This window comes from Acinetobacter sp. 1000160 (assembly GCF_000588715.1).
Classification (GTDB): Bacteria; Pseudomonadota; Gammaproteobacteria; order Pseudomonadales; family Moraxellaceae; genus Acinetobacter; species Acinetobacter courvalinii.
Genome location: NZ_JFWP02000006.1, coordinates 122,426 through 134,639, shown reverse-complemented (window position 1 = coordinate 134,639; position 12,214 = coordinate 122,426). Strand labels below are relative to the sequence as shown.

General features: G+C 38.9%; 12 protein-coding genes. 5 read left to right on the top strand and 7 right to left on the bottom strand.

Going from position 1 to position 12,214, the window contains the following annotated elements; genetic code table 11:
* Position 1: 1 nt before the first annotated feature.
* The 7 genes from J699_RS05575 to J699_RS05600 are packed head-to-tail and all read right to left on the bottom strand — an operon-like array spanning position 2 to position 4,387.
* Positions 2 to 586, bottom strand: coding sequence for an N-acetylmuramidase family protein (locus tag J699_RS05575; protein ID WP_032882878.1), 585 nt, complete (start codon positions 584 to 586; stop codon positions 2 to 4).
* A 12-nt stretch (positions 587 to 598) separates the two neighbouring features.
* Positions 599 to 970: a hypothetical protein gene (locus J699_RS0218785; RefSeq protein ID WP_032882877.1), complete on the bottom strand. Its 372-nt coding sequence runs from the start codon at positions 968 to 970 to the stop codon at positions 599 to 601.
* 10 nt (positions 971 to 980) lie between these two features.
* Complete coding sequence (locus J699_RS05580; protein WP_032882876.1) at positions 981 to 1,184, bottom strand: tail protein X; 204 nt, start codon at positions 1,182 to 1,184, stop codon at positions 981 to 983.
* Positions 1,181 to 1,579 carry a head completion/stabilization protein gene (locus tag J699_RS05585; RefSeq protein WP_005289091.1) on the bottom strand — a complete coding sequence of 133 codons (399 nt, stop codon included), beginning with the start codon at positions 1,577 to 1,579 and terminating at the stop codon, positions 1,181 to 1,183. The genes J699_RS05580 and J699_RS05585 overlap by 4 nt, the downstream gene beginning before the upstream one ends.
* Positions 1,580 to 1,582: 3 nt before the next feature.
* Positions 1,583 to 2,413, bottom strand: a complete 831-nt coding sequence (gene gpM / locus J699_RS05590; RefSeq protein WP_032882875.1) for a phage terminase small subunit — start codon at positions 2,411 to 2,413, stop codon at positions 1,583 to 1,585.
* Positions 2,414 to 2,415: 2 nt separating this feature from the next.
* Positions 2,416 to 3,450 carry a phage major capsid protein, P2 family gene (locus J699_RS05595; protein ID WP_032882874.1) on the bottom strand — a complete coding sequence of 345 codons (1,035 nt, stop codon included), beginning with the start codon at positions 3,448 to 3,450 and terminating at the stop codon, positions 2,416 to 2,418.
* Positions 3,451 to 3,466: 16 nt separating this feature from the next.
* Positions 3,467 to 4,387, bottom strand: a complete 921-nt coding sequence (locus J699_RS05600) for a GPO family capsid scaffolding protein (RefSeq protein WP_032882873.1) — start codon at positions 4,385 to 4,387, stop codon at positions 3,467 to 3,469.
* A 141-nt stretch (positions 4,388 to 4,528) separates the two neighbouring features.
* Here J699_RS05600 and J699_RS05605 point away from each other — a divergent pair, with 141 nt between their 5' ends.
* From J699_RS05605 to J699_RS05625, 5 genes are all read left to right on the top strand, one after another.
* The gene (locus tag J699_RS05605) at positions 4,529 to 6,310 is read left to right on the top strand and encodes a terminase large subunit domain-containing protein (protein ID WP_032882872.1); all 1,782 of its coding nucleotides are present in this window, start codon (positions 4,529 to 4,531) and stop codon (positions 6,308 to 6,310) included.
* Between the two features lie 47 nt (positions 6,311 to 6,357).
* The gene (locus J699_RS05610; RefSeq protein ID WP_406935431.1) at positions 6,358 to 7,404 is read left to right on the top strand and encodes a phage portal protein; all 1,047 of its coding nucleotides are present in this window, start codon (positions 6,358 to 6,360) and stop codon (positions 7,402 to 7,404) included.
* A 1,130-nt stretch (positions 7,405 to 8,534) separates the two neighbouring features.
* Positions 8,535 to 9,923 (top strand): hypothetical protein, encoded by a 1,389-nt coding sequence (locus J699_RS05615; RefSeq protein ID WP_032870126.1) that lies wholly within the window; start codon positions 8,535 to 8,537, stop codon positions 9,921 to 9,923.
* Positions 9,924 to 9,929: 6 nt separating this feature from the next.
* The gene (locus J699_RS05620; RefSeq protein WP_032870124.1) at positions 9,930 to 10,613 is read left to right on the top strand and encodes a hypothetical protein; all 684 of its coding nucleotides are present in this window, start codon (positions 9,930 to 9,932) and stop codon (positions 10,611 to 10,613) included.
* Between the two features lie 316 nt (positions 10,614 to 10,929).
* Positions 10,930 to 12,201, top strand: coding sequence for a sensor histidine kinase (locus tag J699_RS05625; protein ID WP_005226836.1), 1,272 nt, complete (start codon positions 10,930 to 10,932; stop codon positions 12,199 to 12,201).
* Positions 12,202 to 12,214 lie beyond the last annotated feature (13 nt).

Sequence of the window (12,214 nt, the reverse complement as noted above, 5' to 3'; positions counted from 1 at the left end):
ATTAACCTGCAAAACGTTTGTATGCATTGGCCAGCTTGATGTCATAGCTATTAGCTTTAAAGTTTGGCCCGTTATAGCCTTTTGCAAAGGCCTTCCAATCTTTGTTTTTCAAAGCATTAATTAAATTATTTACTTTGATATACCGGCACATTGCATCCAATTGATGGGCCTCATTCTTGTACATCGCATTTATAAAATCTTGTATTGATTCATAACCAAGCGTGTACCAGTGATATCCCATGACCTGGCCAAGTCCCCAACTACAAGATTCCAATGCACTTACACGGTCAAATTTGACTGCATCCTGAAGCTTTAAGTGCTGTACTGACTCTAACCCATAACCCCCCGAAGTTTTCGAGCAAAGGTCGGGCCGTTTTCGCATCATTTCGTCAGCGATCTTTGACTTTTTATTTTCAATTAATCGACGACGCATGATGTGGCGTTCAAACAAAATAACGGGGGAACCATCTTTGTTAAAACCTGAGCTTTTACATTCCACCTCAATAACTGCACGTAATGCCGCAGTTTCAATTTGGAGGTTTTTCGCCTGTTGCTCAATTTGGTCCAAGGAAATTTTCAAACTCATTCAGTCCACCTTTCATTTAAAAATCGCAGTGAAAGTGTCTTTAATTTCTTTGATGAGTTCGCTAGGTTTTTTACCATCCATTAACTTAAAGGATTGATATAAAATTCCCACGAATAACAAGCCAAAGACTGCGAACGTTAACATTACGATGCCTTGGGCAGGGTGCGAATAATGTGTTAAGCCAAAGTATTCGATAAAGGCCGAACCTCCAAAGACGCTTATCGCTAAACTGAATGTGAATTTAAGAAGTAAGCCTTTGGATAGTGTTAATCGCCCCTCGATGTCAATATCACCGCTAAGAGTCAGGGCCAAGATAGCCCCAATGATTGCGGCAACGATTTTTATAAACCATGGTAGGCCTTTGATGCTAATAGGGTCATTCATGACCATCCCCTTAATCCCAAAGTTTCAGCATTTGTGGAGCTGTGGCTTTGGATAATTCTGGTAATTGTATTTTTTGAAGTTCGTTCAAAAAGATTTGATTTATTGACGCATTTGCCTCAAGTAAAGCCGGTAGCATTTCAACCGCTTTGGTACCGTAATACCGATAGGCAATTGACTCCAAGGTATCTCCCTGGATCGCTTTGACTTCTCTCATACAAGTCGTACCCGGTTACGTGGACGATTGGTTAAATCGGCTATTGTGTGTTGAACAATCCGGCGGAGTGAGTCAGCTTTATCGCGTTGGTTTTCACCACGCACCTGGCCTGTGGTCGTAGTATCAAAATCGAGGTTATCTTCACAAATGAGGGCTGCGGCTTCATAACTCACAGCACGTTTATATTTGCGGATCTGTTCCTCTGTTTCGATTACGTTTCCTTTTAAATCGCCATTAATGATATCCATGGCCAAAAGGATTTTTTCAGACAGCAGCTGCTCACCCTTGGACTGATCCAAACGCACTTGCCCAAGTAGATCCGTAATACTGATATTCGGATATTCAGGTATTGGATTTTCGACTTCAGCATTCTGGACAGGTGCGTTTAGTAACATGGATTACTCCTGAGGCTTGGAGTCGGTGGACGCAGGATCAGATCCAGCAGCATTTGTATCTGCTGTTGAATCTGCCTGCGAGCCGACAGTGGCGTCGGGAGACGACCCGGTTGCATGTTGACGCAATCGTTTTTCAAGCTGCTCTAATGTTTTTTTACAGCCTGCTTTTGGATTGTATCGAAGTGCATTCTTGTAAGCCGTTACAGCTTCATTTGGTTGTGCCTGGTTCAATGCATCACCGAGGGCACGATAAATTTTGGCGCGTACTTCATCAACCATAGGTTCACCATCACCAAGGCTAATGATGCGTTGAATGATGGACGCATTTGCGATTGCCAGATCTTCATCATCGATAAAGACTTCAGCGCATTGTTCTGTGACAAATTCAGCCGTTGAGCGCGAATAACCTTCAGGCATCACCATGTCATTCAAAACAACATATTCAGCAATTTTGACAGCAAGTTCAAAATCGTTGACATCGCACGCCCAGATCATCAAATGAACTAAGGTTGTATTTTGTGGGGCAGGTGAAACTGCCAGACATCCATCAATAAAACCAGCATATTCAGGAAGCCATTCTGCTTTTTTTGCAATTTTTTCCTGAATTGATTTCACACCCGCCAGAGTATTCAAATGATTGAACATTCGTAATTCAATATTTGGCTGATTGCCCTGATTTAACAGTTCAGCAGGTATCTGGACGGTTTGATCAGGGCCCGAGGCCAAGTCAACCGCAATAGTGCGTTTGACTCGTGGATCGGGGCTTTGTTGGGCTTTAATTGCCCGTTCTGCCAGCATCTTCTCACGATACTGGCGCATAGAATTCACTGGCATGATTATTGAACCTCAATGTTTTCGATGAGTACAGCCTTTGTATAATCTTCAATTACAAAGTCTTCATTCACAGATTGATAATCTACCGCACGGTTCCATGATGGTTGATCAGCAATAGAGCGGTTAAAGGTACCGTTCTGCATGTAGATCGACAGGTTGTCAGGAGTTGTGATCAGCATGGTTTTAGCCGGAAATTTTGGAACGTGCATCGCAGGTAGAGTACCCAGCTGCTTGTTCGCATAAATAGTTCGGGCAGCCAATTGTTGGGTAGGGTCTTGGATTGTGTTTAAAAGCGGTAAATATTTATCGCTTAAAATTCCACGGCCACAAATGGCAATTAGTCCACTATCTTTATGCTGGTCAGCAATAAATTCTTCGACTGCATATTCCACTAAACCATCAATAGTTTTGTATTCATTACCAGCGCCGATAAGGGTTTTTTTGACGACAGTACCGCCGACATTTACATCTTCACCGGCATAGTGTTGTTCTGGGGCAATTTCACGAATTTTTTGCAGCCAGCCACGCTTCACATCTTGTAAAAGAGGATTGGCAATACGGTCTGAAGTCGGAGCACGGTATAAACCATCCCAGCCGATACAGAGCTTATCTAATGCAACGGCACGAATAATCAGTTCCTGCAGCATTTGCTTGAAGTTTGGATGATGGCGCCAAGCATTCAGCAAAGCCCATTTCATCGAAACATCGTAATCTGTTTGAGTACAGTCATATTCATCCAAGTGTTCCAGATTCCCAACTGGAGTTGGTTGACGTTCCTGGACATTGGTGTTGGTGTTACCAGCAATACTTGTCCCGATACTTAATCCAATTTTTTCACCACGGGCATTATCAACTTGGTAATAGTTGATCAATTTTAAAAAGTCGGCTTGTTCCTGATAAGCCTTGATGATTTTTTGCTGTGGTACCGGATTGACTGCAAATGTATGGAGAACACTCTCCACACCGTTGGCGCGTGCGATGTCAGCTTTATAGGATTCAAATAGCTGACGTGCTTGTGGTTGTAAAACTACAGACATATTAATTTAATTCCTATTAGTAATCGACAGTGTTTGCTGCGCCACCAGTGTGTGCTGGAGGTGGGTTCATCGGGGTTGTGCTGAGTGTGTTGAACTGATTTTTTAAATCGTTCAGGCCCTGGGAGAGTTGCTGCAAAATTGGTGTCAGTTCAGGACTTACAGCAGCTGGACTTGTTTGCTGATTTGATTGCAATTCAGGGGTAGCTGCAGCTGGAGTTTGAACAGCAGGTGCAGCTGGTGTTTGAGATTCTGGAGCTACTGCAGGCGGATTACTTAACGATTGTTTAAGTCCACTCACTTCTTGAGCTAAAGTTTTAATACCGTTCAAACACTGGACTACGCCTTGAGTTAAAGCACCTGCCAATTCATCACTAATAGCGGATGAATCTTGAGGCTTTGGCGTTGGGGTAAATGCTTCTTTGAGCTGATCAAGCAAGCTTTTCCCTTCATTTGTTTTTTCAGACATGGTGATATAAATCTCCGAATCAGGTTGGGTTCTGAGCGAGTGAGGGTTTGCAGAAAACTTGATGGCTTGTGTACCCAATGAAGCAGGGGTGTCGGTCATACCTAAACCAACAAGATAGGCTTTCCCTGTCCCGGCAAAATTGCGGTAGAACTCAATAGAAGGGTAAATTTTTTGCCCTTTTTTGTTCATTTCCACAAAATTTGGCAAAGCTGAAATCGTTACATAAAGATGAAGTTTTCCATCAATTTCCTCCGCTTCAGCTTTCAAAATATCGCCATAAGCATTAAAAGGGGGCTCAGGGGACCAACCGCCAAAATGTTCGATATTGATACGACCCGCATAATGCTCTGGGTTATATGTATCGGCCATTTCTTGGATTTCTTGACGTACTAATTCACGACCATCGACAGTTTGCCCTTCACGAGCAACACGAAAACGTTTGATTACTCGTCCTTCTCCTGGTAGCTCCATTTAATATTCCGCAATTCATTTTTAAGATGCTTGCAGTCTGCTTTGAGCGTAGGTATGCATGCAATCTGACCTATCCTGATTAACGCTTAATCAGGAATGCATCACTCTAAGAATTTCATTGCTTAACGCAACATTAGGCACATGAATACAAATGCGCCGACGTTCCTAGAACTAATGAACCCAAGACAGCAGGGAAGAATACTTTTCTCGATGGGTATGTCTGTCTCAGAAATCGCCAATCACACTGGGGAAAATCGTTCGACTGTTGAAAGCTGGAAACAGCGCGACCAATGGGCAAAATCGGATGTATTTGATGACATCACAATTGCACTAAAAATCCGTTATATGTCCTTAACTTTTATGGAAAATAAAAGTAATGCCAATTACAAAGAAATGGAACGGATCTCCAAAGAGTTTGAACGATGGGCGAGGATCAATAGATATTTAGAGTCTGGTAAACAAACGGATCTCAATCCGAATCTTGAGAATAGGAACGCTGGACCTAAAAAGCGAAAACTTAAAAATGAAATTACGCTCGAGGATCTGGAAAAACTTGAAGAAGCATTCAAGGAATTTTTATACGTTTATCAACAGGAATGGATGGATGCCGTTTCCTGGTCTCGTATTTTTATTTTATTAAAGTCCCGTCAGATTGGTGCCACATATATTTTTGCGCTTTGGGCTCTAATCGATTTACTCAAAACTGGCAAGAATAAAATCTTTATGTCTGCATCAAAGGCGCAGGCATATCAGTTCGTTGAGTATATCAAGGCTTTTGTTCTCGATGTGATCGGATTGGATCTGACTGGTGATCCGATTGTGATTAATGGCCCGAATGGCCAAGCTACAGTTTATTACCTAGGGACCAATGCCCTTACTGCCCAAGGCCGCCATGGTGATGTCATCATGGATGAATTCTTTTGGATTCGTAAATTTTTACAGTTCAAAAAAGTCGCTTCAGCGATGGCATCCCAAAAGATGTATAAGCAAATTTATATGTCGACTCCCTCCAGTATTTTGCATGAAGCTTATGCTTTCTGGACTGGTAAAGACAGCAAGCGAAAATTGCCTATTGAGATCGATGTCAGTAAGTCGGCTTTGAAAGCCCCAGTCAAATGTGCTGACCGAAAAACAAGGCAGATTGTCACGCTGACAGATGCCGAAGAAAAAGGCTGTGATCTATTTGATCGTGAGGATCTGCTTGCCGAATATGGCGATGAAGAGTTTGCCAATCTATTCGATTGTGAGTTTATTGATGATTCAGGATCTTATTTCCCACTTAAAGATATCGTCCCTAACATGGTCGACAGCTGGGAGGTGTGGAAGGACTTTTTTCCAAATCAAAATCCACGTTACGCCGGGGAAGTTTGGCTCGGTTACGATCCATCATTCACAGGGGATAATGCAGCCCTCGCAGTAATTGCCCCGCCAACTACTCCACTTGAGCCATATCGCATATTAGAAATTAAACAATTTCAAGGTATGAAGGCCAGCGAACAGGCCTTGTATATCAAAAAGGTTTGCGGGCGTTACAACGTCACTTTTATTGGGATTGATAATACAGGGAATGGCTTGGCCGTGGCAGAACACGTTGAGATATTTTTTCCGCAGCTTACCCGATTGAACTACACACCAGAATTAAAAATTCGTATGGGCCTCCGGGTTAAAGAATTATTCCAAAAACGCAGACTGCATTTTGATGCCGGTTTGCAAATTGTGGCTAAGTCATTTTTGTCGATCAAAAAGGCATTAACTGGTGGCGGGGGTAATAAAACACTTGTCACAAGTCGAAGTGCTGAAACGGGACACGGTGACATAGCCTGGGCAGTAATGAATGGATTGGAGAAAGCACCAATTATTCATATTCCAGATCCAGAACATCAAGGCGCACGTCAAAGCCGTATCAGAGTATTTAATTCATGAAAATATTGGACAAAGTTGTCTCAAGCCTATTTCCAAGTCTGGAGCAAATGTCTGTGGACCATGCTCCAGTAAACAATCCATCTACAACTATTGCCACACCAGCCCCAGCACCCAAAATACTAACAAGAAGTTTTGGAGATCCAGAGCCGGTACTGGATGGGCATACATTATTCGAATATGGTTATTGTCCAGAATGGCAGGAATGGTATGAACTACCTTATGACATTGTGGCCACGTCCAAGCTGTACCGTGGAACAAGTCACCATACTAGTGCTATCGTCATCAAAAGAAATATTCTTTTTAATGATTTTATTCCTCATCCGTTGTTAAGTCGCCATGATTTCAATTTATTGGCTTTGAATCTCATCACCTATGCAAACTCTTATGCTCATATTCAATACAACCGTTTCCGTGGAGTATTAAAAATTACTTCACGGCCAGCAATCAATATGAGGAAGGGTTTAGATCTAAAGTCGTTTTATCAATTAGATGGATTTCAAGCTAAACAACATCAATTTGAGCCGCATGAAATTATTCATGTTTCGGATGTAGATATCACTCAAGAAATCTATGGAGTGCCGAATTATTTGAGCAGTATTAATGCAATTCTGTTGAATGAAGCTGCAACTCTGTTCCGTCGACGTTATTACAAGAATGGTGCACATGCTGGTTTTATTCTACATATTACTGATGCCTTAAAAAATCAAAAGGATGTAGATGACCTTGAAGATTCACTGGCAAATTCCAAAGGTGCCGGCAATTTTAAAAACTTATTGGTTTATACACCTGGTGGAAAAGAGAAAGGGCTCAATGTAATTCCATTGGCTGAAGTAGCTGCTAAAGATGAGTTTTATAATATCAAGATTGCCAGTCGAGATGACCAGCTGGCAGGGCATCGAATCCCACCTCAACTCATGGGGGTGGTACCGCAGAACTCGGGTGGATTTGGTGATATTGAGAAGGCAGCCCGAGTCTTTTACTACAATGAAATTGTTTATTATCAGAATCTATTAAAACAAATAAACGATCAACTCGGGATAGAGGTGATTCGTTTTAAAGAATATGACTTAATTTCTTCTGAATCAAAGTTATAGATACCTGAATTATAGCAAAAAACGTATACAAATTATATATTTATTTTAGTTTTATCAGGCCACGTAATTCATTGCGTGGCTTTTTTTCGCTTGTATTTAACTCGTGAAGGACATGGAAGTGAAAGGGGGGAATCTCCTTAGGACCAAAGCAAGCTAAGACAGGAGCAGGAGGGGCAAACGCAGTCTCCTCTCCCGCCTGCGCAGTTGCTAAATGTCTCATTTTTGATGCACAGAGAAATTATGTTCAAGCGTTATGTTTCATAAGGTTTAGAGCCCTTTTTTAATTTCATATTAGATGCGCTTTGATGCAATCCAATGCACTAAATAAAAAATAGGGAAATTAAGAGATTTATTAAACCTGAAAACTATAGGTGTTTAGAGGTTACAACTTAAAAATGATAGAAGTTACAAGATGTAAGTATATGATTATTAATAATATATTTTGTAACTTCATAGAGGTTACATGAGGTTACGGATTTTTTTAAAAAGATAGAATATCTATATAAATCATATATATAAGGGGTTACAGCTTGTAACCTCGAAAAGAGGTTACATGTAACTTCAAAGTAACCTATATGTAACTTTTATATTTTATATATTTTATTAATAATAATCATATATTTAACTATATAAATAAATATCTGTAACTTTTGTAACCTCTATTTTTCATGACCTAAAGTTTAAGAACAGGTGGCTAAAACCCTCCTTAAACCATTGTTTCTATGTTCCTGATATTTCGCTCATTTATCTGAGATTTGCACACTATTTCCACACTTATGCATATAACTCTTTGAATCATTTACATTACTGTGATCCCGACCCTCGGGACCAAGATTCAAAGACCCCAAGCTGGTATTAAAGGCTTGGGGTTTTTTAATATCTAACGTTTTGTTTTTTTACGATATTTTTGGGTTTTTGTTATTAAAACTTTAGGATCAGCGGATCCTGCACAACATGCGATTTTGCTGACTTAGGTAAAGAAATTTTGCTGAGAGTTTTGGGGCAAAAAAACAGATTAAGTGTTCTTTTGAAAGAATAAACATAAGTTCATTCGTTCAATATTTTTTTAGAATAATAAAAATGTTATAAATACATCAAATTAACAATGTTAAATTTATAAGAGTTAATAAATGTATATTAATGAAGTTTTAAGTTATCTGGGCGCATGGGAAAATTTTAATGAAAATCATAAAAATTTGTTAGATGAGATAATTCAAGCTTGTAATATTCTTGAGTCTAATATAAATAAATATCTTTCTGAATCCCATGAAATAGGTCGTGATTTTCCATCTGAGAGAGATATTTTTGGAAAAGCATTGTCAGAATTAGGGTGGATTGATGAACGCTCTATAAATCATCCATCAAATGAATCAATTTTGCTTAGAAATTTAGGTCTAGCTAAAGATAACTGCTTTGTAAGGATAGTATCGTCGAATATAGCAATGTCATCAAATTTAATGTCATGGATATATAATGATATTGAATTGGGGCATAAAAACTCAGATGTATCAATACCCATTTTATTAACTTTAAATTTCTCTGCAAACAAATATTCTAATTTTAATACACTTATTAATAGATATAGAGGAGTAAAAGGAGCTGCGAGAAGATTAGAAAGAGTATCTCCACTTAAGTTTCAATATCCTTTTTTGATTTTAGGAATTGGTAATGACCAATTAGATATTAAGATACAAGAAATTCCTCACGATGCATCGAGTAGAGATGAAAAAAATATTAAAATTGATAGATGTATTACTTTTGAACCAGAATATTACCAAGCTGGATTAAGTATTCTGAGCTATTTTGGAACAGTCTTAAGAGATAAATATCCTGAACAAAATGCAACCGTTAGAATTGAACAGCATGATTTGAATGTACGGATGGTCATTCAATCTGAAAATGGAAATATCGAAACGATTGAAAAAGCTCTACACGACTACGAGTTAGTGCTAAAAGGGGAAACAAGCCCAGATGAATTTGCTATTTCACCTTTAAAAGCTCTAGAACTCAAGAATCAACTGAATTTAGTGAAGTTCCAAGTTGAGTCCCAAAAAGAGATTATTGCATTACAACAAGGACGTATATTGAGTTTGGAAGCCATTGTAGATAAAACACTCTCTCCTATTTCCCATCCGCCAGTTACGATAATTAACCAATTACATAACTCGCAATCCACAGTGATCAATCATAAAGCGGAGATATTAAAATCTAATGATGATCTAGAGGAGCTGATCGATCTTGCTGATAGTGATGCTTTGAAGAATAAACTTGCAATTATTCAAAACGCTTTAGAAAACAATAGAAACTCAGATAATCCTGAAGATGTTAAAGACTCTAATGGTATGAAGAAATTAGCTAAGTTTTTAAAAGAAGCAAATGAAGTGGGAACTGAGGCAAATGATTTAGCTGAAAAAGGTGGCAAAGCTTTGGATCTGCTTAAAAGTTTAGGAAGAAGTTATAACAGCATAGCTCAGTGGTGTGGGATGCCCGTTATTCCGAGTCTGTTTGTGAAGGAGTAATGTCAGATGGAAATTGATTGGAAACTCGTTGCACCTATAGCAGGTGCTCTAGCAGCTATAATTACATTGTTTCTTAAAAGGCATGAGATAACGAGCCTAAAGCATAAAAAAATCTCTGACAGACTAACTTCGAGTATTCAATATTTTGAAAAGTATTTTGATAAAGGGCAGACCAATCAACTCGTATTAGATCGAGCTGCTCAGGATCTTGCTAAAAGCCCAAATGTAGACCATAACTTGGTCAATAAACTTATAGAGTTGCATCAGAATTATTTAGTCAATTTTGATCATATGGTTACTTTGTTTGATGATGGCTATCAATTTATAACTTATAAAAAGAGTCACACACTTAACTTAGAGTCAGATTTATGTTTTACCCCATTTTTGTTTCTAACACCAACTTGGAGACGATTTCTATTTGTAATTGGATATTTTATCTTCACAACTTCTGGTGCAATGCTTTTCCTGCTTTTAATAAATTTAAAAGATGTACAGTTTATAACTGCCTTAATTATGGTGGTTATATCTTCAGCTCTTATATTTTTTGGATTTTTATTCTTAATACTTGAGGATAAACTCAAGCAAGCAGATAATTTTATTAAAAAAATTAATGAGGCAAATATGAAATATGAAGCAATGGATAAGCCAAAAACAATTATTTTGCTGACCAATAGAAATAAGTCCTCTTAAGAGAGCTTTTTTTACTCTTTATTCATAAATATCTGAATTTACTCTTTATTCATAAATATCTGAATAAGACGAATTTGCTCTTGAATAACTAATAAAGTTGCAGCGACATAATAAAATAAGTAATAGAGGTAGTTTATCTATTGTTAATGTTAGACTAGGCCTAAGTTAAAATTCAATGAAATTTCACGTTTTGTTGCGAATTGATTAAATCAACAATTGCCTTTTCTGTTAAAGTTTGTTAATACTAAGTGATAGTTTTCACATTTTTTCTATAAAACGTAAAGAACCGTATAACGAAAATATTCGAGAGGCGGGAATGGCGATTCAATTATTAGAACTACAGCAAGCCGAGAAGCTAAGCGCTTGTAAAATATCTCTTTCTTTGGGGCTAAACTCAGAGCAGAACTTGCTTGAGCAATTTTTACAGTTCAATCGAAAACTCATGCAAGCCAGTACGGCCTTGCTGGCTTTTCATCAGGAACCTTATCTGTGGCATCGTTGCCCTGAAAAATTACAAGCAATAGATACCTCCAAAATTAGCAAAAGCCTAAATACACTTTTCGTCAATGGCGATCTGGTCGACTGTGATCATCCACAATATCAGACCTTATTGGCATTTTTACATCCGATTAAAAAGAAAGTCCAGTCAGCGATTGCCTTACATCTCAGGCATCCGGATCAAACCTCACTCGGTTATATCATTCTGTTTGATGAAGCGGCACAAGGCTTTAGTGAGTTACAAAAACAATTGCTACAAGAGCATTGCATTAACTTCATGCAACAGCTGGAACTGAAATTTAACCACGATGAACTCAAAGAATTATACGAACAAGAAGCTGCACTGAATTTTAGTAAAACCAAATTCTTTTCCATTATTTCCCATGACCTGCGTGCACCATTTCATGGTTTGCTCGGTTTTGCGGAAATATTGGCCAAAGAACGTGATACCCTAGACGAGTCGAGCATCCAGAATATTGCCGATTATCTTTATGATACTTCGCAGTCGACCTATAACCTATTGGAAAGCTTACTGAATTGGGCAATGGCAGAGGGTGGGCGCTTTGTCTATCATCCGATTAACTTCAAGTTGCGCCAGATTACCAATATTGTGACCGATATTCTGAAAACACTGGCGATCAAGAAGAATATTGAACTGATTAATGAAGTCGATGAAAACCTGAAAGTCTATGCCGATATGAACATGATCACCTCGGTGATTCAGAATCTGGTGTCCAATGCCCTGAAATTTACCGATGTGGATGGCTCAGGCAAAGTCTATATTCAGGCACAACATAAAGGTACCTATGTTGAGGTGTATGTCAAAGATACGGGGTTGGGTATGACCCCGGAACAAATCAAGAATTTATTCCAGCCGCGCATTACCATGAGCTATAAAGGCACCGCAGGAGAGAAAGGTGCCGGACTGGGTTTAAGCCTGTGCAAACGCTTTGTGGAAATGAATCTGGGGGAAATCAATGTGACTTCCAATGAAGGGGAAGGCACGGTATTTACGGTACTGCTCCCGATAGAGCGTGAGCAGGTTGATTTGTGTACAACTCAAGCGAAAACCAAAGCAAAATTAGTCTAAAGTGATTTTAAAG